Here is a 26413-nt window from a genome sequence, read left to right on the forward strand (position 1 = left end):
GCACCCGGCGGCCCGGGCTCCAGGTACGGCACCACCGCCTACGACCCCGGGGCGGTGGGCCAGGAGATGGCCGAGCCCAAGGGCTGGGCCCGGCTGAAGACGCTGACCCTGGTGTCCTTCGGGATCCACCTGGTCTCCGGCATCGTCGGCCTCGCGGGCCTCAACGAGGACCTGATCCGTGAGACGGCGGCCGCGGAGCTGGAGGCCCAGGGGATGGCGGCGTCCGAGGAGATCATCGAGCAGTCCGTCCAGCTGGGCATGGCCTTCGGCATGGCCACGATGATCGTGAGCATCGTGCTGGGGATCATCCTGTACCTGCTGGTGTTCCTCGGCCTGCGTGGCGGTAAGAACTGGGCACGCATCCTGGGCACGGTGCTGGCAGCGGTCGGTACGCTGTACACGCTCGTCGGCCTGGCCGGAATCGGAATCACCCTGGCGATCTCCCCGGTCATCGGGACCCTGACGCTGATCCTCAGCGTCCTGTTCGTCCTCGTGAACATCTGGTGGATCGTCACGGCGTTCTCCAAGGACGTCAACGCCTACATGCGGGCGCGCTCCGGCCGCTGACGGCACGGTACGCGAAAGCCCCCCGGGACAATCCCGGGGGGCTTTCGCGTGGTGGGGGAGCGGGGTCCCCGGCCCTGTACCGCTAAGGGTTCAGGATGATCAGAACGAACCGGCCAGGACGGCCTGCTTGACCTCGGCGATCGCCTTGGTCACCTGGATGCCGCGCGGGCAGGCCTCGGTGCAGTTGAAGGTGGTGCGGCAGCGCCACACGCCCTCCTTGTCGTTGAGGATCTCCAGGCGCAGGTCCCCGGCATCATCGCGCGAGTCGAAGATGAACCGGTGGGCGTTGACGATGGCCGCCGGGCCGAAGTACTGGCCGTCGGTCCAGAACACCGGGCAGGAGGACGTGCACGCGGCGCACAGGATGCACTTGGTGGTGTCGTCGAACCGCTCGCGGTCCTCTGCGGACTGCAGGCGCTCCTTCGTCGGCTCCGGGCCCTTGTTGATCAGGAACGGCATGATCTCGCGGTAGGACTGGAAGAACGGGTCCATGTCCACGATCAGGTCCTTCTCGACCGGCAGGCCCTTGATGGGCTCCACGAGGATCGGCTTGGACAGGTCCAGGTCCTTCAGCAGGGTCTTGCAGGCCAGGCGGTTGCGGCCGTTGATGCGCATGGCATCGGAACCGCAGATGCCGTGCGCGCAGGAGCGGCGGAAGGACAGGGTGCCGTCCAGCTCCCACTTGACCTTGTGCAGGGCGTCCAGCACGCGGTCGGTGCCGTACATGGTGACCCGCCACTCGTCCCAGTAGGAGTCCTCGGTGGTCTCCGGCAGGTAGCGGCGCACCTTCAGGGTGACCTCGAAGCTCTCGATCTCCCCGGCGCTGCCCTGTTCGCCCAGGTCGACCTTCGAGGGGCCCTCTGCAGGTTCGGTTGCTGTGGTGCTCATCAGTACTTACGCTCCATCGGCTGGTAACGGGTAACGACGACCGGCTTGGTCTCGAAGCGGATGCCCTTGACCCCCTCCATCTCGGAGTTCGGGTCCCGGTACAGCATGGTGTGCTTCATCCACTCTTCGTCGCTTCGGTCCGGGTAGTCCTCGCGATAGTGACCACCGCGGGACTCCTTGCGGTGCAGGGCCGCCACGGTCATGGCCTCGGCCATGTCCAGCAGGTAGCCCAGCTCGAGGCCCTCGAGCAGGTCCAGGTTGAACCGCTTGCCCTTGTCCTGCACCGAGACGTTCTCGTAGCGCTGGCGCAGCGACTCGATCGTGGCGAGGGCGCGGCGGATCGACTCGTCGGTCCGGAACACCTGCATGTCGGCGTCCATGACCTCCTGCAGCTCGGACCGCAGCTCGGACACGCGCTCGGTGCCGGTGGCGGAACGCAGGCTCTCGATGTGCTCGACGGTCGGGGCCTCGCCGTTCTCCGGGAGCTCGACGAACTCGGCGGTGGCGGCGTACTCGGCGGCGTAGATGCCGGCACGACGGCCGAAGACGTTGATGTCGAGCAGGGAGTTGGTGCCCAGGCGGTTCGAGCCGTGCACGGACACGCAGGCCACCTCGCCGGCGGCGTACAGGCCCGGGACCACGGTGTCGTTGTCCTGGAGGACCTCGGCCTTGACGTTGGTGGGGATCCCGCCCATGACGTAGTGGCACGTCGGGAACACCGGCACCGGCTCCGTGTAGGGCTCCACGCCCAGGTAGGTCCGGGCGAACTCGGTGATGTCCGGGAGCTTGGCGTCGATGTGCGCCGGCTCCAGGTGGGTCAGGTCCAGCAGGACGTAGTCCTTGTTCGGGCCGCAACCGCGGCCCTGGCGGACCTCCTCGGCCATCGAACGGGCCACGATGTCACGCGGGGCCAGGTCCTTGATGGTGGGGGCGTAGCGCTCCATGAAGCGCTCACCGTCCGAGTTGCGCAGGATGCCACCCTCACCGCGGGCGGCCTCGGAGAGGAGGATGCCCAGGCCGGCCAGGCCGGTCGGGTGGAACTGGATGAACTCCATGTCCTCCAGCGGCAGACCGTTGCGGTAGGCGATCGCCATGCCGTCACCCGTGAGGGTGTGGGCGTTGGAGGTGGTCTTGAAGACCTTGCCGGCACCGCCCGTGGCGAAGACCACGGACTTGGCCTGGAAGACGTGCAGCTCACCGGTGGCCAGCTCGTAGGAGACGACGCCGGCCACGCGCTTCTGGGTGAACGGGGTGCCGTCGGGGCGGGTGCCGGGCTCGTCGACCAGCAGCAGGTCCAGCACGTAGAACTCGTTGTAGAACTCGACGTCGTGCTTGACGCAGTTCTGGTAGAGCGTCTGGAGGATCATGTGGCCGGTGCGGTCGGCCGCGTAGCAGGCGCGGCGGACCGGGGCCTTGCCGTGATCGCGGGTGTGACCGCCGAAACGGCGCTGGTCGATCCGGCCCTCCGGGGTGCGGTTGAAGGGCAGGCCCATCTTCTCCAGGTCGAGCACCGCGTCGATGGCCTCCTTGGCCATCACCTCGGCGGCGTCCTGGTCCACCAGGTAGTCACCGCCCTTGACGGTGTCGAAGGTGTGCCACTCCCAGTTGTCCTCTTCCACGTTGGCCAGGGCGGCGCACATGCCGCCCTGGGCTGCGCCGGTGTGGGAGCGGGTGGGGTAGAGCTTGGTCAGCACTGCGGTGCGGGCGCGCTGTCCGGCCTCGATCGCCGCGCGCATGCCGGCGCCGCCGGCACCGACGATCACGACGTCGTACTTGTGTACCTGCATTCGTTTGGGATTCTTTCTTCTCGAGAAGTCTCGGGTGTTCTGGGGACGGCCGGGGTCAGAGCGTTGCGCAGAACGCGGGGGAGGCCTCGAGCAGGTTCCCCGCTGCGTCCGTCAGGCACGGCTCGAAGGTGAAGATCACCAGGGTGCCGAGCACGATGATGACGGTGGTCGCCGCGTACAGCACCATCTTCAGCCAGAACCGCACGCCGTCGCGTTCGGCGTAGTCGTTGATGATGGTGCGCACGCCGTTGGTGCCGTGCAGCATCGCCAGCCACAGCAGGGCCAGGTCCCAGAACTGCCAGAACGGGTCGGCCCACTTGCCGGCCACGAATCCGAAGTCCAGCCCGTTGATGCCGTCACCGACCATCAGGTTGGAGAACAGGTGCACGAAGATCAGCACCACGAGGACGATGCCGGACAGGCGCATGAACAGCCAGGTCAGCATCTCGAAATTGCCGGACGTGGTCCGGTCCCGGGTGTACTTCGGGTCGATGCGCCCGCTACGGGGCGCCGCAATGGTGGAATCAGCGGTGGCGCTCATGGCTCAGTGACCTCCGAAGGCGAGCATCAGGTGACGGATGGCGAAGGCGGCGAGGGTGATGACCCACAGGACCACCACGGTCCAGAGCATCGCCTTGTGGTGCTTGGTGCCGCCCTTCCAGAAGTCGACCAGGATGATCCGCAGCCCGTTGAAGGCGTGGAACATGATGGCCCCCACGAGGCCGACCTCACCGATCGCCATCAGCGGGTTCTTGTAGGTGCCGAGCACCGCGTTGTAGGCCTCCGGCGAGACCCTCACCAGTGAGGTGTCCAGCACGTGGACCAGTAGGAAGAAGAAGATGACCACGCCGGTGATCCGGTGGATCACCCAGGACCACATGCCCTCGTTGCCGCGGTAGAGGGTCCCACGGCCGGACTTCGCCGGGGCCTGCGCGGATGTCGCAGTTGACACTGTAAAAACCTCCCAGGGATTGCAAGGGCGCCTGTGCCACGTCCGGTGCGCACAGAGAGAACGCCGGTGCGAGTGCATTCCTCCTAGACAGAGTAGTCCCTCCGGCGCGGCAGGTCTCGACTTTTGACGCGGCATCGCGCGGGTGTGCGGTGGATCACTTGCGGCCCCCGAGGTGCGCGGCGCTGGCCGGGTGCGCCGGGCGGGAGACCTATGCTGGCCGGGTGACCATTGACTCTGAACAGCACGACCCGACCGCCCGGGACCGGGTGGCTGGCCCCGGGCTGGACCGCTTCTACGGCGTGATCCCCGCCGGTGGCGTGGGCACCCGGCTGTGGCCGCTGTCCCGTGCCGCGGCCCCGAAGTTCCTGCACGACCTGACCGGATCCGGACAGACCCTGATCCGGGCGACCTACGACCGCCTGGCCCCGCTGGCCGGGGACCGGATGATGGTCGTCACGGGCGAGGCCCATCAGGACGCCGTCTGGGCGCAGCTGCCGGACCTGGACCGGACGGACATGGTCCTGGAACCGGAGCCCAAGGACTCGGCGGCCGCCATCGGGCTGGCCGCCGCCATCCTGTACCGGCGTGACCCGGAGACGATCATGGGGTCGTTCGCCGCCGACCAGGTGATCGGCCCGGTGGAGGTCTTCCAGGCCGCGGTGGTCGAGGCCGTGGCGACGGCGGCCACCGGGCGGATCGTGACGATCGGCATCACCCCGACCCACCCGGCCACCGGTTTCGGCTACATCCGGCAGGGCCAGGCCCTGGACGTGGCCGGGGCGCCGAACGCCAAGGACGTCGCCGCCTTCGTGGAGAAGCCGTCCGAGGACGTGGCCCGGGAGTACGTGGACTCCGGGGAGTACCTGTGGAACGCCGGCATGTTCGTGGCCCCGGTGTCCCTGCTGCTGCAGCACCTGCAGGCGAACGAGCCGGAGCTGCACGCCGGGCTCACCGAGATCGCCACGGCGTGGGGCAGCGCGCGGCAGGACGAGGTGATGGCCCGCGTCTGGCCGACGCTGAAGAAGACCGCGATCGACTACGCGGTGGCCGAGCCGGCCGCCGCGGCGGGCGACGTGGCCGTGATCCCGGGTGACTTCACCTGGGACGACGTGGGCGACTTCGCGGCGATCGCGCGGCTGAACCCCGCCCGGGACTCCTCCGGGATCACCGTGATCGGGGAGACCCCGCGGGTGTACTCCTCGAAGGCCTCCGGCGTGGTGGTCACCGACACCCAGCGGGTGATCGCGCTGATCGGCGTGGAGGACATCGTCGTGGTGGACACCCCGGACGCCCTGCTGGTCACCACCACGGAACACGCGCAGTCGGTGAAGCAGGCCGTCGAGTCGCTCAAGGCGCACGGGGACCACGACGTCCTCTGACGCCGCCCGGCGGTAACATCACTGGGATGACCGCTCGCCATCCTGCCACCGGGGCCATACCCGTCCTGGACGACCCCGGACTGCCCAGGGTCGCCCCCCTCGTGGACCGCCTCGAGCCGGTCGCGGTGGGGCTGCGGCGTGACCTGCACGCCCACCCGGAGCTGTCCTACGACGAGCACCGCACCACCGCCAGGATCCTGGAGGTCCTCTCCGGCGCCGGGCTCTCGCCGGTGAAGCTCGAGGACACGGGCGCCTACGTCGATATCGGGGAGGGCCCCCTCGTGCTCGGCCTGCGGGCGGACATCGACGCGCTGCCGCTCACCGAGCGCACCGGACTGGACTACTCCTCCCGGGTCGACGGCGTCGCCCATGCCTGCGGGCACGACGTCCACACCGCCGTGATGGCCGGAACGGCACTGGCCCTGCACGAGATCCTCGCGGGCACCTCCGGTCTGGACCTGGACCCCTCCGCCCTGGGCGGCCGCGTCCGGGTGATCTTCCAGCCGGCCGAGGAGCGGCTGCCCGGCGGTTCCCTGACGGTCATCCGCCAGGGGGTCCTCGAGGGCCTGCCGCGCATCCTGGCCGCCCACTGCGAACCCCGGTTCGACGTCGGCACCCTCGGTACCCGCATCGGGGCCATCACCTCGGCCTCGGACACGATCAAGATCAGCCTGTCCGGACGCGGCGGCCACACCTCGCGGCCGCACGTGACCGAGGACCTCGTCTTCGCGCTGGCGGAGATCGCGGTCAACGTCCCGGCGGTGCTGATGCGGCGCATCGACGTGCGCTCGGCCGTCTCGGTGGTCTGGGGCCAGGTCAACGCCGGGGCCGCGCCGAACGCGATCCCCTCGACCGGTTACCTCGCCGGGACCATGCGGTGCCTGGACGCGGACGTGTGGGAGTCGGCCGGTGACCTGCTGGACGAGGTCGTGCACCAGGTGGCCCGCCCCTTCGGCGTCGACGTGCACCTGGAGCACGTCCGCGGGGTGCCCCCGGTGGTCAACACGGAGGCCGAGACGGACCTGATCGAGGACGCGGCCCGGTTCGAGCTGGGATCCCGCGCCATCCAGCTGACCGAGCAGTCGATGGGCGGGGAGGACTTCGCCTGGATGACCCAGCAGGTCCCCGGGGCCATGCTCCGGCTCGGGACCCGGACCCCGGGCGGCCCGGTGTACGACCTGCACATGGGGGACTACGCGCCGGACGAGCGGGCGATCGGGGTCGGCATGCGGATCTTCACCGCCGCCGCCCTGCGGGCCCTCGCGGGGGCCCAGTAGCGGGGGCGTGACGGTGCCGGCCACCGGCACTGGAATTCTGAAACGATTCCTCCCAAGTTTGGGTAAACTTCCGGGTAACTGTCCGCATCAGGGCACGGACACCACTGTGAGGGCCATCGGTCGGCCCGGAGCAGCACCGGCCAGCCCGGCTGCCCTCCCGCCTCATCACTCGCACCAAAGGATCATCATGGGCACTGCATCTGATCTGTCCCGCAAGGCACTCCTGCCGGCGGCCGTCCTCGGCCTCTCCGGCCTCCTGCTGGCCGGCTGCGGCGCGGCCCCCGAGGAGGAGACCCCCGGCGCCGGCTCCGAGACCGGGACGGAGAGCGCGAGCACCTCGGCGGTCGGCACCGAGAACTCCGACTACACCGGATGCATCGTGTCCGACCAGGGCGGCTTCGACGACCGCTCCTTCAACCAGTCCTCGTACGAGGGACTGAAGTCGGCCGAGGAGGACTTCGGCATCAAGACCCGCGAGGCCGAGTCCACGAGCCCCACGGACTTCACCCCGAACGTCAACTCCATGCTCCAGGCCGGTTGCGACACCATCATCGGCGTGGGCTTCCTGCTGGGTGACACCATCAAGCCGATCGCGGCCTCGAACGAGGACACCCACTTCGTGGGCGTGGACGTCACGGACCCGGAGTTCCCGGACAACGTCCAGCGCATCATCTACGACACGGCCCAGGGCGCCTTCCTGGCCGGCTACCTGTCCGCCGGGGTCTCCGAGACGGGCAAGGTCGCCACCTACGGCGGGGCGGAGATCCCCACCGTGACGATCTTCATGGACGGTTTCGCCGCCGGGGTCGAGTACTACAACGAGCAGAAGGACGCAGACGTCCAGGTCCTCGGCTGGAACCGCGAGGCCAAGACCGGCTCGTTCACCGGCGACTTCGAGAACCAGGCCGCCGGCAAGACCAACACGACCAACTTCATCAACGAGGGCGCGGACATCATCATGCCCGTGGCCGGCCCCGTGGGCCTGGGCACCCTGGACGCGGTGACCGAGGCCAACGCCGCGGGCAAGGACGCCAAGGTCGTCTGGGTCGACTCCGACGGTTACCTGACCACGGACCAGGGCGAGGTCATCCTCACCTCGGTGATGAAGCTGATGGGCGAGGCGGTCCACGACGTCATCGAGGCCGACCTGGCCGGCGAGTTCTCCTCCGAGCCCTACGTCGGCACCCTGGAGAACGGCGGCGTCGCGCTCGCCCCGTTCCACGATCTCGACTCCGCGGTCTCCGAGGAGCTCAAGACCGAGCTGGAGGAGATCAAGGCAGGCATCATCGACGGCTCGATCACGGTGGACTCGGACTACTCGCCCGAGTCCTGATACCGTTCCGACAGCCCAGGCGGGGCGGCCCACCACGGCCGCTCCGCCCCCTGTCCGACATCCCTTCACGCAACGGTCCTCGTCAGGACAGATTGGCTGGAGCACGGTGAAACTCGAGCTGCGCGGCATCACCAAGAAATTCGGCGCCTTCACGGCCAATGACTCCATCGACCTCACGGTGGAGTCCGGGCAGGTGCACTCCCTCCTCGGGGAGAACGGCGCCGGCAAGTCCACCCTGATGAACGTGCTGTTCGGGCTCTACGAGCCCACGGCCGGGGAGATCCTCGTGGACGGCACCCCGGTCCGGTTCAGCGGCCCGGGGGAGGCCATGGCCGCCGGGATCGGCATGGTGCACCAGCACTTCATGCTGATCCCCGTCTTCACGGTGGCCGAGAACGTCGCCCTGGGTGACGAGCACACCCGGGCCGGTGGCATCCTCGACCTCGAGACCACCCGGCGGCGCATCCGCGAGATCTCGGACCGCTTCGGTTTCCACGTGGACCCCGACGCCCTGGTCGAGGACCTGCCGGTGGGCGTCCAGCAGCGCGTCGAGATCATCAAGGCCCTGGTCCGGGACGCCCGGGTGCTGATCCTCGACGAGCCCACGGCCGTGCTCACGCCGCAGGAGACCGACGAGCTGCTGGACATCATCCGCCAGCTGCGGGACAGCGGCACGGCCATCGTCTTCATCTCCCACAAGCTCCGCGAGGTCAAGGCGATCTCCACCCAGATCACCGTGCTGCGCCGCGGCCGGGTGGTCGGCACCGCGGACCCCGGCGCCGACCAGTCCGAGCTGGCCGCGCTGATGGTCGGCCGTGACGTCGTCCTGAACCGGGCGAAGTCCGCCCCGACCCTGGGGGAGGAGACGTTCACCGTCTCGAACCTCACGGTGCTCAGCCCGGACGGCGTCCGGCTCGTGGACGACGTCTCCTTCGGGATCCGCCAGGGCGAGGTGCTCGCGGTCGCCGGCGTCCAGGGCAACGGCCAGACCGAGCTGACCGAGGCCATCATGGGACTGCACAAGGCCCAGGGCTCGATCCGTCTCGACGGCGAGGAACTGCTCGGCCGCACAACCCGCCAGGTCATCCGGGCCGGCGTCGGGTACGTGCCCGAGGACCGGTCCACCGACGGGCTGGTCGGGCCGTTCACGGTGGCCGAGAACCTCGTGCTCAACCGCTATGACCGGCCCCCGGCCGGCAACGGACTCCAGCTCGACCCGAAGGCGATCCGCCGGCTGGCCGAGAAGCGGGTCCAGGAGTTCGACATCCGCACCCAGGGCGTGGACCTGCCGGTCGGCACCCTGTCCGGCGGCAACCAGCAGAAGGTCGTCATGGCCCGGGAACTGGTGGACGACCTCAAGCTGTTCATCGCCTCCCAGCCGACCCGCGGGGTCGACGTCGGCTCCATCGAGTTCCTGCACGAGCGCATCATCCGCGAGCGGGACTCCGGGACACCGGTCATGATCGTCTCCACGGAACTGGACGAGGTCCTGGACCTGGCCGACCGGATCGCGGTGATGTACCACGGTCGGATCATCGGCATCGTGCCGGGGGACACCTCGCGCGACGACCTCGGCCTGATGATGGCCGGCATCGACCCCGCGGCCAGCCCGCAGGACACCACCCCGAAGGGAGCGACGGCATGAGCGCCGTGACCACGCAGGCCGGTCCGAAGCCCGGCGCGTCCGGGCCGGCGGCCGGCCGGCCGGACGGGGGTTCCGCACTGCGCCACATGATGGCCGGCAACGGCATGGTCACCGTGCTGGCGATCGTGCTGTCCCTGGTCATCAGCGCCGTGCTGATCATCCTCACCGACGAGGAGGTCCTGGAGGCCCTCGGGTACTTCTTCGCCCGGCCGCAGGACACCCTCGTGGCCGCCTGGGAGGCCGTGGCCGCGGCCTATGCCGCCCTGTTCCGCGGGGCGGTGTTCAACTACCAGGCCGAGGACTTCACGGGCATGATCTACCCGTTCATGGAGTCGCTGACCCTCTCGACGCCGCTGATCATCATCTCGCTGGGCATCGCGATCTCCTTCCGCTCCGGCCTGTTCAACATCGGCGGCCAGGGACAGATGATCTTCGGTGCCATGTTCGCCACCTTCTTCGGCGTGCACCTGCAGCTGCCCTTCGGGGTGCACCTGCTGCTGGTGGTCATCATGGGCATCCTCGGCGGTGCCCTGTGGGGCTCGATCGTGGGCATCCTCAAGGCCGCCACCGGTGCCCACGAGGTCATCCTGACCATCATGCTCAACTACATCGCGGTCTACCTCGTGGCGTACCTGCTGCAGACCCCGGTGCTGCAGCGCGAGGGGTCCACGAACCCGGTCTCGGACTTCCTCGAGCCCACCGCCGTGTTCCCGCCGCTGCTGGGGGACTCCTTCCGCCTCCACTGGGGCTTCGTGGTCGCGATCCTCACCACCGTCTTCGCGTGGTGGCTGATCCAGCGCTCGACGATCGGCTTCCAGCTGCGGGCCGTGGGCGCCAACCCGGCGGCGGCCCGCACGGCCGGTGTCTCGGTGAAGCGGATGTACGTGGTGGCGATGGTCATCTCGGGCGGCCTGGCCGGCCTGGCCGGCGTGAGCCAGGTCTCCGGCACCGAGAAGGTCCTCAACACGGACGTGGCCGGCTCCTTCGGCTTCGACGCCATCACCGTGGCCCTGCTGGGCCGGTCCAACCCGGTCGGCGTCTTCTTCGCCGGGCTGCTCTTCGGTGCCCTGCGCGCGGGCGGGGTGACCATGCAGACGGAGACCGGCGTGCCGATCGACATCGTGCTGATCATCCAGTCGCTGATCGTGCTGTTCATCGCCGCCCCGCCGCTGGTGCGCACCATCTTCCGGTTGCCGGCGCCCAGTGCCCTGGAGGCCCGCACCGCGGCGGACCCGGTCACCCAGCCGGCGCTGGCCGGCGCCGCGGCCGCCACCACGACCACCGCCGGCGGCACCGCTCCCGCCGCGGAGTCCGCCGTCGTCGGTGACGCCGTGGGCGTGGCCGCCGGGGACGCGGCGTCCCCGCCCTCCCCGGCCGAGAGCGCCTCCCCGGCCGAGGCGGCCCCCGCCGGCGCCCGGCGGGACGCACCCGACGCCGGCCCGCCACCGGGCGGGCGGGGCACGGCATCCCCGACGCAGGACACCACCGGTGAGGAAGGCGAGCAGCGATGAGCACCACCGTCACCGTCCCGTCCGGTTCCGGCGCCTCGCCGGCCGCCGGCCCTGCGCCGCAACCGCAGCGCGAGATCGTCCGGCACTGGGCCACCCCCATCACCTTCGCCGTGCTCACGGTCATCTCCCTGCTGGTCTTCGCCCTGGGCGCCTCGGGCGAGTCCGCCACCTTCCGCATCTCCACCGAGGCCGACGCGGTCCAGATCCCGGACATCGTGGCACCGACCGTGCCCGTGGGCTGGATCATCACCCTCCTGCTGGCCGCACTGACCGTGTGGGGGCTGCTGTCCGTGCGCCGCCGGGGCACGGTCCCCGGCTGGGGCTCGGCGGCGTTCGCGGTGCTGTTCGTGGCCGGTTTCCTGGTGTGGGTGGTCGGTGCCGCCAACACCACCACGGTGTTCCTGACCGGCCTGATCGCCGGAGCCTTCGTCCTGGCCGTCCCGCTGATCTTCGGCTCGATGGCCGGGGTGCTCTCGGAACGGGCCGGCGTGGTCAACATCGCCATCGAGGGCCAGCTGCTGGCCGGTGCGTTCACCGCCGCGGTGACCGGTTCGGTCACCGGCTCGGTCTGGGCCGGCCTGCTGGCCGCGGTCGTGGCGGGCGCACTGGTCTCGGCCCTGCTGGCGGTGTTCTCCATCCGCTACCTCGTCAACCAGGTGATCGTGGGCGTGGTGCTCAACGTCCTCGTGGCCGGGCTGACCAGTTTCCTGTTCTCCACCCTGCTGAGCTCGGACTCGTCCCGCTTCAACTCCCCGCCCCACTTCGAGAGCATCCGGATCCCGGTCCTGGCGGACATCCCGGTCATCGGTCCGATCCTCTTCGACCAGACCGTGCTCGGCTACGGGATGTACCTGATCGTGGCGGCGCTGTACGTGGGGTTGTTCCGCACCCGGTGGGGACTGCGCGTGCGGGCCGTCGGCGAGCACCCCAAGGCCGCGGACACCGTGGGCATCAACGTCCTGCGCACGCGCTACGCCAACGTGCTGCTGGCCGGGGCGATCGCGGGGATGGGCGGTGCGTTCTTCACGCTGGTGAACTCCTCTTCCTTCTCCAAGGAGATGACCGCCGGGCAGGGCTTCATCGCCCTGGCCGCGGTGATCTTCGGTCGGTGGAACCCGATCGGGGCGTTCTTCGCCGCCCTGCTGTTCGGCTTCGCCACCAACATGCAGTTCGTCCTGGCCATCCTCGGCACACCGGTGCCCAGCCAGTTCATGGCGATGCTGCCCTACCTCGTGACCATCCTGGTGGTGGCCGGTCTGGTGGGCAGGTCGCGAGGTCCGGCGGCCGCCGGCACACCCTACGTGAAGGAGTAGCCGTGACCGATTTCTGCAACGACAACCTCGACGAGGCCTTCGCGGACGACATCCCGCTGACCGCCTCCCTCCCGCGACTGACCGGCGTCGGTTCGGGAGTGGACTGGAAGCGCCTGGAGTCCGCGGCGCGTGCGGCGATGACCCGGGCCTACGTGCCCTACTCCTCGTTCCCCGTCGGGGCGGCCGCCATGGTCGAGGACGGCCGGATCGTCACCGGCTGCAACATCGAGAACGCCTCGCTCGGGCTGACCCTGTGTGCCGAGTGCTCCCTGGTGTCCCAGCTGCAGATGACCGGCGGAGGCCGGTTGGTGGCGTTCTACTGCGTCAACGGACAGGGTGAGGTCCTCATGCCCTGCGGCCGGTGCCGACAGCTGCTCTTCGAGTTCCACGCCCCGGGCATGCTGCTGATGGGCCCCGAGGGCGAGCTGACCATGGACCAGGTCCTGCCCTCGGCGTTCGGCCCCGCGGACATGGCGGACATGGCGGACCGCCGTGGGCGCCGTGCCTGATCCGGCCCCGTCGCCGACGTGACGGGACCGGGCCCGGACAGGGTCGTCACGTCCGGACGGGCACGTCCGGTCGGTACGCTGAGGCCGTGGAGGCAAGGGTGAGCGGCGGGGACCGCATCGAGTCGAACGTGCTGTCGATGGTGAGCCGGCTGAAGACCCCCGATGCCGCGGCGCCCCTGTCCCACCAGGTGGAGCACCGTCTGGCTGCCGGCATCGCCATCGGGCTGCTCCAGCAGGGCCAGCGGCTCCCGTCCGAGACCATCGTGGCCAGGATCTTCGGCGTCTCACCGGTGACCCTGCGGCAGGCGCTGGACCGGCTCCGGGCCCGCGGACTGGTGCGGACGCGCACGGGACGGCATGGGGGCACGGTCTTCACCCCGGACCCGCATCAACTCGACACCATGGCGCGGGAGGAACTGACGGCGATGTCCCTGGGGGACATCGCCGACCTGGGTGGGCAGGTCGCCACGGTCCTGGCCGCCTGTGCCCGGCGTGCGGCCGCCACCTGCGACGAGCACGAGATCGAGGCGCTGGGCGAGGCGGCCCGGGCGACGCTGGCCGTTGATCCCATGGGCGTGCGCAGGGCGCACATGCTCCTGGCCGTGAAACTCGCCTCCACCTCGCGCTCGGAGGGCCTGATGGAGATGGCGCTGCCCCTGGCCGGTGAGCTGCAGGCCCTGTCCTGGCACGGGCCCCAGTCTGCGGCGTTCGCCGAGCAGCTGTCCGCGACCTGCGGGGAACTGGTCGCGGCCATCGCGGCCGCCGACGTGACCCGCGCGCAGGAGATCACCCATCGGTACGCCGAGTCGCTGCGCTCCGCGCTGATGACCGCCCGGGCACGGCTCTACGCGGAGGCCGCCGCGACCGGGGACGGGGGTGTTCCCGGCATGACCCGTCGCCTCGAGGGCCTGCACCGACGCCTGGGGGCGGTGCGGGAGGCCCTGGACGGACTCGACCCCGCCGAGGCCACCGGGGAGTCCGGCCCTGGCGTGGTGGACCAGCTGCTGAGGACGGCCGCGGAGGAGGACGCGGAACTGGTGCGGGGAGCCGGGATCGCCTTCGCCCCCGGACTGTTGCGAGACCAGCCGCTGTGGCTGAACTGGTGGGACGGGGAGGAGCCCCGGGAACTCAGGTTCAAGGCCCACACGTTCAACGTCGCGGCACTGCGCTACTACGACTACACGCGGATGCCGTGGTTCCGGCAACCGCTGGCCCTCGGGCGTCTCTGCGCCTACGGCCCCTACCTCGACCAGGGGGGCATCGACCGGGTCACGGTGACCGTGGGCATACCGGTCTCGGGGACGGTCTTCCGGGGGAGCGTCATCGGGGCCGACCTGAGGATGGACGGCCTCGAGGCGGCCCTGTTCTCCGGCCGGGAGGCGGTGGACCCGCGTGCGGGTGCGGCCCTGGTCAACGCCGAGGGCAGGGTGATCGTCAGTTCGCTCCCGGGGGGTGTCCCCGGCACGCGCCTGCCGGTCGGGGAGGCGTTCACGCGGGAGCCGTTGAGGGGTGCGGACCCGGGGGTCGAGGCCCTGGGGTGGTCGGTGTGGAGGACGGCCGACTGAGCCGTGTCCCGGTGAGGCCGGCGGAGGAGGCTCCCGCCGGGGCGCCACGAGGAGACACGACGACGGGACGCCGGGGGCTTGTAACCCGATACTCCTATTGTTTATAGTGTAGTGACATGCATCACACCAGGAAGGTCTGCGACATGTCTCATCCCCACCTCTCCGTGCTTCGCGCCGAGAACGCCCAGGACATCGCGCTCCCGGAGCTCGGCCACGTGATCGGGGGCCGGGTCACGCAGGGTGACGCCGGTGGCTCCGCGGCGGTGATGGACCCGTCTCGTGGCACCCGGATCGGGAACATCGGCCTCGGATCCGCGGCGGACGTGGACGCAGCGGTCGCCGCCGCGCGCTCCGCACAGCCGGAGTGGGCGGCGCTGACCCCGCGCCGGCGCGCCGACCGGCTCCTGGCGCTGGCCCGTGCCCTGGCCGACGACGCCCAGGCCTTCCAGGCGCTCGAGTCCCTGAACTGCGGCAAGCCCGCGGAGGTCGCGGAGGACGACGTCGCCAGCGCCGTGGACACCCTCTCCTTCATGGCGGGCGCCGGGCGGACGGCGACCGCGCCGGCCCCGGATGAGTACGTCGAGGGAGTCACCTCGTTGATCCGGCGGGAGCCGGTCGGGGTGGTCGGGGCCATCACCCCGTGGAACTACCCGTTGCTCATGGCCGTCTGGAAGCTGGCGCCGGCGCTCATGGCCGGCAACGCCGTGGTGCTCAAGCCCAGTGAGATCACCCCCCTCACCCTGCTGCGCTTCGCCCAGCTCTCCGCCGGCATCCTCCCGCCCGGGGTCCTGAACGTGGTGCTGGGTGACGGGCCGGGGGTTGGGGAGGCGCTCAGTGGCCATCCGGGCGTGGACCTCGTGGCGCTCACCGGGAGCGTGCGGGCCGGGACCGCCGTGGCGCGCAACGCTGCGGGCACCCTGAAGAGGGTCCACCTGGAGCTCGGCGGCAAGGCGCCCGTGGTGATCCTGCCGGACGCCGACCTGGACCTCGCCGCCACCACGGTGGCGGAGGCCGGGTACTGGAATTCCGGGCAGGAGTGCGGCGCCGCGTGCCGGGTGCTGGTGCACTCCTCCATCGTGGAGGCCTTCGGTGAGCTGCTGGTCGGCAAGGTCTCCGAGTACGTCCTGGCCGAGCCGGGAGCCCCGACGCCGGCACGCTCCCTGGGGCCGATGATCTCCCAGGCGCATTTCGGCAGGGTCCGGCAGAAGATCGCCGAGGCCGTCGGGGAAGGGGCGGAGGTGCTGCTGGGCGGCGGCTCGGACGACTCCCGCGGGTACTGGGTCGAGCCGACGGTCCTGAAGGTCCCCCAGGGGGCGGCCGTCACCCGGGACGAGGTCTTCGGGCCGGTGGTCTCGATCGAGGAGTTCGACCACGAGGCGGAGGCCGTCTCCCGCGCCAACGACACGGACTACGGGCTGACGGCGTCCGTGTTCACCCGCGACCTCGCGGCGGGGATGTCCGTGATGGGTGCGCTCGACTTCGGCAGCGTCAACGTCAACACCCACCTGGCCCTGCCGACCGAGATGCCCTGGGGCGGCTTCAAGAGGAGCGGCTATGGCCGCGACCTGTCCGCCTACGCCCTGGACGACTTCAGCCGCACCAAGCACGTGGCGCTGAATGTCGCGCGCTGATCCCGGGCCGTCACCTGCCCCCGCCCTCACGCGGCGATCCCTCTCCCGACCATCCCCCGTCCCGTTCCGGACGGTTTCACCTCCCAGGAGCACTCATGAAGACCACCAGCACGGCGCTTCCCTCCGCCCGGCATCAGCAGCAATGGACCAACTGGGGCGGCAACCAGGTGTGCACGCCCGCGCTGACCGTCAGGCCGACCACGGAGGCCGAAGCCGTGGCCGCCGTCCGGCACGCCATCAAGGAGGGCCTCGGGGTCCGCGTGGCGGGATCCGGTCACTCCTTCACGCCCGTGGTGCAGACCGGGGGGATGCTGCTGGACCTGTCCGGCCTGCAGGGCATCACGGGCATCGACGCGTCGACCCGGCGCGTCCGTGCGCTCGGCGGGACGACCATCGACAGGTTCGGTGATCCGCTCTGGGAGCACGGCCTGGCCCTGGCCAACCAGGGGGACATCGACAAGCAGGCGATCGCCGGGGCCGTATCCACGGCGACGCACGGATCCGGCCTCGGGCTGGGGTCGTTCTCCTCGACGGTGCGGTGGATGCGGCTGCTGACCGGACAGGGCGAGATCGTCGAGATCGACGAGACGGATCCCGAGCGGCTGCACGCGGTCCAGGTCGCCGTGGGCACGGCGGGCGTCATCCTGGAGCTCGAGCTGCAGGCCGTGGAGGCCTACCACCTCCGGGAGCAGATCACCTACGAGACGACGGAGGAGCTCCTGGCGAACTGGGAGCGCAACCCCGCAGAGTCCCGGCACTTCTCGTTCCTGTGGTGCCAGGCCCCGGAATCCGCCGGCCTGTACGAACTGCCCACGCCGGAGGGGCTGGACATGGTCGGCCGCGCCTACACGAAGCGCTACTGGGCGGAGTCCCTCGACGAGTCGGACGGCCAGGCGCTGAGCTCCGAGGAGGGGCGGCGCCGCGACCGTTCCTACCGGATCTACCCCGGCGGGTTCATGCTGCCGTTCCACGAACTGGAGTACTACGTCGGGGTGGGCCGGGCGAAGGAGGCCTGGGTCGCCTTGAAGGACCTCATCGTGGAGGACTTCCCCGATCAGCACTATCCGATCGAGACCCGCTGGACCCGGGGTGACGAGGCCTTCATCTCACCGTTCCACGCCGAGGACAAGGTCAGCCTCTCGGTGTCCGGCGCGCCCGGGACCGATTACTGGCCCTACCTCCAGGCGGTGGACGCCCTGCTCGACGGCTTTGACGCGACGGTGCACTGGGGCAAGATCCACCTGCTGACCCGCGAGCGTGCCGAACGGCTGTTCCCCCGCCTGCCGGACTTCCTGGCCGTGCGCCGGGAACTCGACCCCCACGGGGTCTTCCTCAACGACCACACCCGGGCACTGTTCCAGTGAACGGCCACCCGGACCCCTCCAGAGCCTAAGGACCCCTGTCATGGAACTCGTCGGCAACATCGTCATCTGGATCATGATGGTCTTCGTCGTCATCGGCGCGGTGGGGGCCGTGCGGGACGACTCGAAGGGCATCGGCAAGGAATTCAAGGAGGGGCTGCACTCGATCGGCCCGATCTTCCTGCCCGTGGCCGGGATCATGGCCTCGGTCCCGTACCTGTCGCTCTTCGTCGAGTTCATCACCGGCAGGATCTTCGACGCCGTCGGGGCCGACCCGTCGATGGCGGCCGGTGCGCTGATCGCCGGGGACATGGGAGGCTACAACCTGGCCGCGGTGACGGCCGAGTCCCACGGCGCCTGGATCATGGCGGCGGCCACGGCGTTCATGTCCGGGTCCACCATCGTCTTCTCCATCCCCGTGGGGCTGGCCATGCTGCAGCGGGTCCACCACCGGTACCTGGCGCTGGGCGTCATGTCCGGGGTGCTGACCATTCCCCTGGGCGTGCTGGTGACGACGAGCATCCTGATCCTGACGAACACCAGCCTCCGCAGCGACGTCTCCACCTCCTCGCCCGCGGACACCCCCATGGACCTGGGCTGGGGACAGGTCCTGGCCAACCTCCTGCCCATCCTCGTCTTCGTGGTGGTGCTGGCGCTGCTGCTGCGCTTCGCGACGCGGTTCATGATCGCCGCGTTCCTGGTCTTCGGCCGGGTCCTGGACGCCGCGCTGAAGATCGTGCTCGCGCTCGTCATCGTCGAGTACTTCACCGGCGCGCTGTCCACGCTGTGGACCGGCTGGGGCTTCGATCCCATCATCGCGGACGAGGAGGACCAGTTCCGCGCCCTGGAGATCGCGGGGTACATCGGCATCATGCTGGCCGGTGCGTTCCCCCTGGTCTACGTCATCCGGACCACGCTGGCCCGTCCGCTCGAGGCCGTGGGCGGCCGCGTGGGGATCAGCAAGGAGGGGATCGCCGCCATCCTGGCGGCCGCCGCCAACATCCTGGCCATGTTCCGGCTGATCCCGGTGATGCCCCCGAAGGACCGCGTCATCGTCATCGCGTTCTCGGTCTGCGCGGCGTTCACGTTCGGCGACCACCTGGCGTTCATGGCGAACTTCCAGCCCAACATGGTCGTCCCCCTGACCATCGGCAAGCTCACGGCCGGGGTGGTCGCGATGCTGCTCGCCGTGTGGCTGGCGGTGCCCACGGTGCGGAAGATGCAGGACCAGGACCAGTCCGCGCACCAGGACCGGCACGAGCACCCGGACCAGGAGCAGGACGAGACCGTGGACCAGGACGCCCGGGAGGCGGCGGCCGGCACCACGGGGTCCCCGTCCGGGTCCACCGAGGCCCCGGTCCCGGCACGTCGCGAGGCGGCGGGGGAGGCCTGACGGCGAGCGGGAGGCGGCACTCAGGGGCCCGGCGGGCATGGACCGGGCCCCTGACGTGCCGCGATATCCTGAGGCGATGACCGACCCGTCTCCCGCCCCGACGCCCCACGAACCCTTCGACGCCGTCGAGGTCATCCGCGCCAAGCGCGACCGCCACACGCTGACCGGTGAACAGATCGACTGGGTGGTGGACGCCTACACCCGCGGGGTGGTGGCGCACGAGCAGATGTCCGCCCTGGCCATGGCCATCCTGCTCAACGGCATGGACCGCTCCGAGATCGCCCGGTGGACCGCCGCGATGATCGCCTCGGGCGAGCGCATGGACTTCTCCGGGCTGCGTGCGCCCGACGGCGGCGTGAAGCCGACCGCTGACAAGCACTCCACCGGAGGGGTGGGGGACAAGATCACGCTCCCGCTGGCCCCGCTGGTCGCCGTGTACGGCGTGGCGGTGCCCCAGTTGTCCGGCCGCGGCCTCGGCCACACCGGAGGCACCCTGGACAAGCTCGAGTCGATCCCCGGCTGGCGGGCCGACCTGACCAACCAGGCCATGATGGACCAGCTCCAGGACGTCGGCGCCGTCATCTGCGCGGCCGGCGCCGGCCTGGCCCCGGCGGACAAGAAGCTCTACGCCCTGCGGGACGTGACCGGCACCGTGGAGGCGATCCCGTTGATCGCCTCCTCGATCATGTCCAAGAAGATCGCCGAGGGCACCGGCACCCTCGTGCTCGACGTCAAGTGCGGCTCCGGCGCGTTCATGAAGGACGAGGCGCAGGCCCGGGAGCTGGCCCGCACCATGGTCGACCTGGGCCGGGACGCCGGTGTCACCACCACGGCGCTGCTGACGGACATGTCCACCCCGCTGGGACTGACCGCGGGCAATGCCATCGAGGTCGAGGAGTCCGTCGAGGTCCTGGCCGGGGGAGGACCGGCCGACGTCGTGGAACTGACCGTGGCGCTGGCCCGCGCCATGCTGGCCGGGGCCGGGGTCACCGGTGTGGACCCGGCCGAGGCGCTGGCCGACGGCCGGGCCATGGACGTCTGGCGGCGGATGATCGCCGCCCAGGGCGGGGACCCGGACGCGGCCCTGCCCCGGGCCCGGCAGTCCCACGTGCTCACCGCCCCGGAGCCGGGGGTGCTGACGCGCCTGGACGCCATGGCCGTGGGCCTGGCCGCGTGGCGCCTCGGGGCCGGACGCGCGCGCCGCGAGGACCCCGTCCAGGCCGGGGCCGGCGTGCGGATGCACGCCAAGCCCGGGGACACCGTGCAGGCCGGGCAGCCGCTGCTGACCCTGTTGACGGACACCCCGGAGCAGTTCGACCGGGCCCTGGCCGCGCTGGAGGGCGGCTTCGACATCGCCCCCGCGGGGTCCGGGGAGGCAGCGTCCTTCTCGCCGCGGCCGCTGCTCATCGACCGCATCGACTGAGGAACCGCGCCGATAGGCTGGAACCGTGCTGCAGCTGATCGAGGACATCGTCCTCCACGCCGCCGGCCAGTGGTGGGTGCTGCTTGCCGTCTACCTGCTGTGCACCATCGACGGCTTCTTCCCCGTCGTGCCCTCCGAGTCGGTCCTGGTGGCGCTGGCCTCGGTCTCCGGCCAGGAACAGACCGTGTCCCTGTGGTGGGTCTGGCTGGCCGGCGCCCTCGGGGCCATCACCGGGGACCAGATCGCCTACACCCTGGGCCGGCGGATCGGTGTCGACCGGTTCCGGTGGATGCGCACCCGTTCGGCCCGGCGGGCGGTCGGCTCGGCCCGCAGGGCCCTGGACGGTCACGGCGCCCTGGTCATCTGCACCGCCCGGTACATCCCCGGCGGCCGGGTCGCCGTGAACTACACCGCCGGGGCCACCGGGTACCCGAGGACGCGCTTCACCGTGCTGGACACCGTCGCCGCGGTGCTGTGGTCGGCCTATTCGATCGGCATCGCCCGGGCCACGGCCGGTTGGCTGGACAACACGCTGCTGCAGATCCTGGTCGCCCTGGTGGCGGCCGCCGTCGCCGGCTGGCTCCTCGACGTGCTCTTCAAGCGGGTGTACGCCCGGCTCGCCGGCCGGGGGCCGACGGTGCCTCCCGTAGACTCGCCCCGTGACTGACGCGATCGAATTCACCGCCCCCTCCCCGCTCGACATCGACCTGGCGGCCCTGCCCAAGATCAGCCTCCACGACCACCTGGACGGCGGCCTGCGCCCGGCCACCATCCTCGAGCTGGCCGCCTCGGCCGGGCACGCCCTGCCCGCCGACACCGCCGATGACCTGGCCCACTGGTTCGCGGAGTCCGCGAACTCGGGCACGCTGGAGCGCTACCTGGAGACCTTCGACCACACGATCGCCGTGATGCAGACCGCGGAGCACCTGCACCGCGTGGCCCGTGAGTTCGTCGAGGACCTCGTGGAGGACGGCGTCGTGTACGCCGAGGTCCGCTGGGCCCCCGAGCAGCACCTGGCGGGCGGGCTCACCCTGGACCAGGCGGTCGAGGCCGTGCAGGCGGGCCTCGACGAGGGCGTGGCCAACGCCGAGGACGCCGGTGCCACCATCCGGGTCGGCCAGCTCATCACCGCCATGCGCCAGAACGACCGCTCGATGGAGATCGCCGAGCTGGCCGTGCGCCACCGCCAGGCCGGGGCCGTCGGCTTCGACATCGCCGGACCGGAGACGGGTTTCCCCCCGGCCCGCTTCACCGAGGCCTTCACCTGGCTGGCCGCCCAGCACTTCCCGGCCACCGTCCACGCCGGGGAGTCGGACGGCGTGGACTCCATCCGCGACGCCCTGCTCAACGGCCGGGCTCTGCGCCTGGGCCATGGCGTGCGGATCGCGGACGACATCACCGTGGAGTTCGACGCGGTGGACGAGGACGGGGAGCGGGTCGGCGCGGACTCCGCGCTCGTGGACCTCGGTGAGACGGCCGCGTGGGTGCGGGACCGGGGGATCGCCCTGGAGGTCTGCCCCTCGTCCAACCTGCAGACCGGCGCCGTGGAGGCCTACGGCGGGACCGTCTCCACGCACCCGATCGACATGCTCCACCAGCTGGGCTTCCGGGTGACGATCAACCCGGACAACCGGTTGATGAGCGGGGTGTCCCTCACCGACGAGCTCTACCTGCTGGCCGAGGTCTTCGGCTACTCGCTGGAGGAACTGCTGGACTTCCAGCTCAACGCCGCCGAGGCGGCCTTCCTGCCGCTCGAGGAGCGAGAGGTCCTGGCCGAGCTGCTCGTGGAGACCTGGGGGGAGGTCATCTCCACCGGGGCCACCTCCGAGGGCCCGGTGATCCTGGAGGCGTTCGTCGACGAGGACGGGGACGAGGGCCCCGGCGCGGACGACGACCGCGCGTGAGCGAGACCGTCGACCGGCTGGTCTGGGTGGTCGCCCGCCTCCGGGAGCACTGCCCCTGGACCCGCCGGCTGACGCACGACGCCCTGACCGAGTACCTCGTCGAGGAGGCCTATGAGGCCGTCGAGGTGATCGAGTCCGGGCCCGCCGGGGCCTGGGGAGCCGGCGCCGTGGCGGACGGCACCTACGAGCGGCTGCGGCTGGAGCTCGGGGACGTGCTGTTCCAGGTGGTCCTGCACGCCGCGATCGCCACGGACGCCGGGGGCTTCGACCTCGACGGCGCCGCCGAGGCCATCACCGCCAAGATGATCCGCCGCAACCCGCACGTCTTCCACGCCGACGGCCGGCTGCGGGACCCGGAGGACCTGGCCGCGGCCACGATCGCGGACATCGAGCGCACCTGGGAGCGGATCAAGCGCGCCGAGCGCGAGGCCGCCGGGGCCGGGCCGGCACCGCAGGGCACGACGCCGGCCCCCGCCGGGGCCTTCGCCGACCTCCCGGCCGCGCTGCCGGCGCTCGCGGCCGCCGCGAAAGTGGTCGACCGCGCCGCCCGGCAGCCGGTGGACCCGCTCCCGGACCCGGGCCCGCCGCCGTCGGGACCGGGAGGGGACACGCTGGCGGACGAGGACGGCCTCGGGGCGGAGCTGTTCCGGCTCGTCCAGCTCGCCCGCGCCGCCGGCCTGGACCCCGAGCGCGCGCTGCGCCGCCACCTGGCCTCGGTGCGCGCCGACCTGGGGTCCGGCCGTCACGGCGGCGATCGGACCGCAGCGAGCGGTTAGGCTGAACCCGCGTTGCACCCTCGGAACCACCTGCCTTCAAAGGAGACCGCACATGGCCCTGATCGACGCCATCCATTCCCGTGAGATCCTCGACTCCCGCGGCAACCCCACCGTCGAGGTGGAGGTGCTGCTGACCGACGGTGCGCTCGGTCGCGCCGCCGTGCCGTCGGGTGCCTCCACGGGCGAGTTCGAGGCGGTCGAGCGCCGGGACGGTGACAAGGACCGGTACCTGGGCAAGGGCGTGCTGAACGCCGTGAACGCCGTGATCGACGACATCGCGGACGAGCTCGAGGGCATGGACGCCACGGACCAGCGCCTCATCGACACCCTGATGATCGACCTGGACGGCACCGAGAACAAGGGCAAGCTGGGCGCCAACGCCATCCTCGGCGTCTCCCTGGCCGTGGCCGACGCCGCCGCCGCCTCGGCGGACCTGTCCCTGTTCAAGTACCTCGGCGGGCCGAACGCCCACCTGCTGCCGGTGCCGATGATGAACATCCTCAACGGTGGTGCGCACGCCGACTCCAACGTGGACATCCAGGAGTTCATGATCGCCCCGATCGGCGCCCCCAGCTTCTCCGAGGCGCTGCGCTGGGGTGCCGAGGTCTACCACACCCTGAAGAAGGTCCTGCAGGAGCGCGAGCTGGGCACCGGCCTGGGCGACGAGGGCGGCTTCGCCCCGTCCCTGCCGTCCAACCGTGCCGCCCTGGACCTCATCACCGAGGCCATCACCCGCGCCGGCTACACCCCGGGGCAGGACATCGCCCTGGCCCTGGACGTGGCCTCCTCCGAGTTCTGCGAGAAGGGCTCCTACACCTTCGAGGGCGAGCAGAAGTCCGCGGCGGACATGATCGACTACTACACCTCCCTGGCGGACTCCTACCCGCTGGTGTCCATCGAGGACCCGCTGGACGAGAACGACTGGGAGGGCTGGAAGCAGCTCACCCAGGCCCTGGGCGACCGCGTGCAGCTGGTGGGCGACGACCTGTTCGTCACCAACCCGGAGCGCCTGCAGCGCGGCATCGACGAGGCCTCGGGCAACGCCCTGCTGGTGAAGGTCAACCAGATCGGCTCGCTGACCGAGACCCTCGACGCGATCTCGCTGGCGCAGCGCCACACCTTCCACTGCATGATCTCCCACCGTTCGGGCGAGACCGAGGACACCTTCATCGCCGACCTGGCCGTGGCCACGAACGCCGGGCAGATCAAGACCGGTGCCCCGGCCCGCTCCGATCGGGTGGCCAAGTACAACCAGCTGCTGCGCATCGAGGAGGAGCTGGGCGACTCCGCGCGCTACGCCGGCGCCTCCGCCTTCCCGCGGTACCGCGGCCGGTCCTGACCGCCCCGAGGCGCCCCCGTCCCGTGCCCGCCTGAGGTGGAGACGGGGTGAGGGCGCCTCACCGGCCACCGGTCCGGCGCGCTGTTCGGGCCCGGCACCCGGAGCCGGTATCCTCGATGGAGATCCCTGACGACCCGGCCAGGGGACCAGGCGGCGGCCCCGGCGCCAGACCCGGTCACGGACACCCAGTGGAGGTACAGGTGGCGACTCGTCGGCCCCGCGTCCCCAAGTCCGCCCGCCCCTCTGCCCAGCGGTCCCTGGTCGCCACCGGAACCGCCGGCCGCACGACCTGTGTCACCGGCCACTCGGCCAAGGTCATCCCGCTGGACGCCGCGCCGTCCCTCCACGTCGGCGACGCCCCGGCGGACGCGTCGGGTCGGCCCGCCCCGTCGGCCGCCCACTCCGCCCACCGGGATCCCGCGTCAATCCGTGCCCGGACTACCGCCGGCGCCGCGGCCCCCGCCCGTGCCGTCGGCCCGGACGCGTCCGAGGACGCCGAGACGACCCCCGAGGAGACGGCCCCCGAGGCCACCACCGCCCCTCGTCCCACCCTCACCGCGGCCGAGCGCCGCGCCGCCGCCCGCCGGGACCTGCTGCGCCGGGCCAGGCCCGGGGGCACCCCCGCGGCCCGCACGGCTCGGCCGTCGCCGGGCCCCTCCCGGCCCGCCGTCGTCGAGCCCGTGCCGGCCCGGAACTTCTCGGGGCGTTCCGTGGCCCTGCTGGTGGTGCTGTTCGTGGCCGCCGTGCTGCTGGCCCCCACCCTGCGCGTGTACCTGGACCAGCAGGCCGAGCTGCGCGCCGTCCAGGAGGACATCTCCGCCCAGCAGGAGGAGCAGCGCCGGCTCACCGCCCAGATCGCCCGCTGGGACGACCCCGCCTACATCCAGCAGCAGGCCCGGGACCGGTTCAACCTCGTCATGCCGGGGGAGAAGGCCTACATGGTGATCGGCGGTGACCAGGCGGTCGAGGACCCCGTCCCCGGTCCGGCCAGCCCCGGTCAGGTCAACCCGGACATGCCCTGGGCCGACGCGCTCTGGGACTCCGTGGTGCGGGCCGGCACGGACTGAGATAGGCTGATCCGCCGCCGTACCCGTCCGTACCCGTCGTCAGCCCCGGAGGATTCGTGAATCAGGACCTGGACCGCACGCCCACGCCGCAGGACCTGGACACCATCAGCCTGCAACTGGGGCGCCCGGCCCGCGACGTCGTCGAGATCGGGGCGCGCTGCGTGTGCGGCAACCCGCTCGTGGCCACCACGGCCCCGCGGCTGTCCAACGGCATCCCCTTCCCCACGACCTTCTACCTGACCCACCCCGTGCTGACCGCCGCCGTCTCCCGCCTCGAGGCCGCGGGGGTCATGGCGGAGATGACCGGGCGCCTGCAGCAGGACCCGGAGCTGGCCGCGCACTACCGTGCCGCCCACGAGGCCTACCTCCTGGAGCGTGACCGGGTCGGGGCGGTGGCCGGCACGGACGGCGTCCCGGAGATCCGCGGGATCTCGGCCGGCGGCATGCCGGACCGCGTGAAGTGCCTGCACGTGCTGGTGGGCCACTCCCTCGCCGCCGGGCCGGGTGTCAACCCGCTGGGGGACGAGGCCCTGGAGGCCATCCGCGCGGACTGGACCACCGACCGGTGCTGGTGCGCCGGCGCCTGGGACCCGGAGGCGCCCGTGCCCAGCCGGGACCTCAGCCGCCACGTGCGGCGCCTGGCCGGGGAACGCAACCCCGTCATGACCGAGGCCGGGACCCCCGCCGCCGAGGCCCCGCCGCAGGACGCCCCGGCCGGCCGTGTGGTGGGCGCCGTCGACTGCGGCACCAACTCCATCCGGTTGCTCGTGGCCCGGGTCGAGGGGCCCACGGG

23 protein-coding genes are annotated in these 26413 nt (G+C 71.1%); 19 read left to right on the plus strand and 4 right to left on the minus strand.

The window, feature by feature from the left end; genetic code table 11:
• The coding region (locus tag PLJ28_RS11175) for a hypothetical protein (RefSeq protein ID WP_324590139.1) at positions 1–567 on the plus strand (567 nt) is incomplete at its 5' end.
• Positions 568–666: 99 nt separating this feature from the next.
• On the opposite strand, the gene PLJ28_RS11180 is transcribed toward PLJ28_RS11175, so the two are convergent.
• Genes PLJ28_RS11180 through sdhC form a run of 4 tightly spaced genes read right to left on the minus strand, consistent with a single transcriptional unit; the run spans position 667 to position 4194 of the window.
• The gene (locus PLJ28_RS11180; protein ID WP_183523522.1) at positions 667–1455 is read right to left on the minus strand and encodes a succinate dehydrogenase iron-sulfur subunit; all 789 of its coding nucleotides are present in this window, start codon (positions 1453–1455) and stop codon (positions 667–669) included.
• On the minus strand, positions 1455–3242 hold the full coding sequence (gene sdhA, locus PLJ28_RS11185; protein ID WP_183523524.1) for a succinate dehydrogenase flavoprotein subunit: 1788 nt from the start codon (positions 3240–3242) through the stop codon (positions 1455–1457). The genes PLJ28_RS11180 and sdhA overlap by 1 nt, the downstream gene beginning before the upstream one ends.
• Positions 3243–3297: 55 nt before the next feature.
• On the minus strand, positions 3298–3783 hold the full coding sequence (locus tag PLJ28_RS11190; protein WP_183523526.1) for a succinate dehydrogenase hydrophobic membrane anchor subunit: 486 nt from the start codon (positions 3781–3783) through the stop codon (positions 3298–3300).
• A gap of 3 nt (positions 3784–3786) precedes the next feature.
• Positions 3787–4194, minus strand: coding sequence for a succinate dehydrogenase, cytochrome b556 subunit (gene sdhC / locus PLJ28_RS11195; RefSeq protein ID WP_298042019.1), 408 nt, complete (start codon positions 4192–4194; stop codon positions 3787–3789).
• 221 nt (positions 4195–4415) lie between these two features.
• On the opposite strand from sdhC, the gene PLJ28_RS11200 reads away from it, so the two are divergent.
• The 18 genes from PLJ28_RS11200 to PLJ28_RS11285 form a co-directional block, all read left to right on the plus strand.
• Positions 4416–5573: a mannose-1-phosphate guanylyltransferase gene (locus PLJ28_RS11200; RefSeq protein WP_502877085.1), complete on the plus strand. Its 1158-nt coding sequence runs from the start codon at positions 4416–4418 to the stop codon at positions 5571–5573.
• A gap of 26 nt (positions 5574–5599) precedes the next feature.
• Entirely contained in the window at positions 5600–6850 is a 1251-nt protein-coding gene (locus PLJ28_RS11205; RefSeq protein ID WP_324590140.1) for an amidohydrolase, read from the plus strand.
• Between the two features lie 187 nt (positions 6851–7037).
• Complete coding sequence (locus PLJ28_RS11210; RefSeq protein WP_324590141.1) at positions 7038–8183, plus strand: BMP family lipoprotein; 1146 nt, start codon at positions 7038–7040, stop codon at positions 8181–8183.
• A 106-nt stretch (positions 8184–8289) separates the two neighbouring features.
• Complete coding sequence (locus PLJ28_RS11215; RefSeq protein WP_298042013.1) at positions 8290–9828, plus strand: ABC transporter ATP-binding protein; 1539 nt, start codon at positions 8290–8292, stop codon at positions 9826–9828.
• A complete protein-coding gene (locus tag PLJ28_RS11220) occupies positions 9825–11339 on the plus strand; it encodes an ABC transporter permease (protein ID WP_324590142.1) in 1515 nt (504 codons plus the stop codon). The genes PLJ28_RS11215 and PLJ28_RS11220 overlap by 4 nt, the downstream gene beginning before the upstream one ends.
• A complete protein-coding gene (locus PLJ28_RS11225) occupies positions 11336–12652 on the plus strand; it encodes an ABC transporter permease (protein WP_298042009.1) in 1317 nt (438 codons plus the stop codon). The genes PLJ28_RS11220 and PLJ28_RS11225 overlap by 4 nt, the downstream gene beginning before the upstream one ends.
• Before the next feature lie 56 nt (positions 12653–12708).
• Positions 12709–13161 (plus strand): cytidine deaminase, encoded by a 453-nt coding sequence (locus tag PLJ28_RS11230; RefSeq protein ID WP_370577157.1) that lies wholly within the window; start codon positions 12709–12711, stop codon positions 13159–13161.
• 98 nt (positions 13162–13259) lie between these two features.
• Positions 13260–14726 (plus strand): GntR family transcriptional regulator, encoded by a 1467-nt coding sequence (locus PLJ28_RS11235; RefSeq protein ID WP_324590143.1) that lies wholly within the window; start codon positions 13260–13262, stop codon positions 14724–14726.
• Positions 14727–14869: 143 nt separating this feature from the next.
• Complete coding sequence (locus tag PLJ28_RS11240) at positions 14870–16357, plus strand: aldehyde dehydrogenase family protein (RefSeq protein WP_183523540.1); 1488 nt, start codon at positions 14870–14872, stop codon at positions 16355–16357.
• 95 nt (positions 16358–16452) lie between these two features.
• Positions 16453–17721, plus strand: a complete 1269-nt coding sequence (locus PLJ28_RS11245; RefSeq protein WP_183523542.1) for a D-arabinono-1,4-lactone oxidase — start codon at positions 16453–16455, stop codon at positions 17719–17721.
• Positions 17722–17761: 40 nt separating this feature from the next.
• The gene (locus tag PLJ28_RS11250) at positions 17762–19111 is read left to right on the plus strand and encodes an ethanolamine utilization protein EutH (protein WP_298042005.1); all 1350 of its coding nucleotides are present in this window, start codon (positions 17762–17764) and stop codon (positions 19109–19111) included.
• A gap of 76 nt (positions 19112–19187) precedes the next feature.
• A complete protein-coding gene (locus tag PLJ28_RS11255; RefSeq protein WP_298042004.1) occupies positions 19188–20534 on the plus strand; it encodes a thymidine phosphorylase in 1347 nt (448 codons plus the stop codon).
• A gap of 25 nt (positions 20535–20559) precedes the next feature.
• A complete protein-coding gene (locus PLJ28_RS11260; protein WP_183523548.1) occupies positions 20560–21201 on the plus strand; it encodes a DedA family protein in 642 nt (213 codons plus the stop codon).
• Positions 21194–22438, plus strand: a complete 1245-nt coding sequence (locus PLJ28_RS11265) for an adenosine deaminase (protein WP_324590144.1) — start codon at positions 21194–21196, stop codon at positions 22436–22438. The genes PLJ28_RS11260 and PLJ28_RS11265 overlap by 8 nt, the downstream gene beginning before the upstream one ends.
• Positions 22435–23214, plus strand: a complete 780-nt coding sequence (locus PLJ28_RS11270; protein WP_324590145.1) for a MazG nucleotide pyrophosphohydrolase domain-containing protein — start codon at positions 22435–22437, stop codon at positions 23212–23214. The genes PLJ28_RS11265 and PLJ28_RS11270 overlap by 4 nt, the downstream gene beginning before the upstream one ends.
• Before the next feature lie 52 nt (positions 23215–23266).
• Positions 23267–24553, plus strand: coding sequence for a phosphopyruvate hydratase (gene eno / locus PLJ28_RS11275; RefSeq protein WP_298044518.1), 1287 nt, complete (start codon positions 23267–23269; stop codon positions 24551–24553).
• 200 nt (positions 24554–24753) lie between these two features.
• Positions 24754–25620, plus strand: coding sequence for a septum formation initiator family protein (locus PLJ28_RS11280; RefSeq protein WP_298044516.1), 867 nt, complete (start codon positions 24754–24756; stop codon positions 25618–25620).
• 56 nt (positions 25621–25676) lie between these two features.
• The coding region (locus PLJ28_RS11285) for a DUF501 domain-containing protein (RefSeq protein ID WP_324590146.1) at positions 25677–26413 on the plus strand (737 nt) is incomplete at its 3' end.

The sequence above is a fragment of the Citricoccus sp. genome (assembly GCF_035445025.1).
Classification (GTDB): domain Bacteria; phylum Actinomycetota; class Actinomycetes; order Actinomycetales; family Micrococcaceae; genus Citricoccus.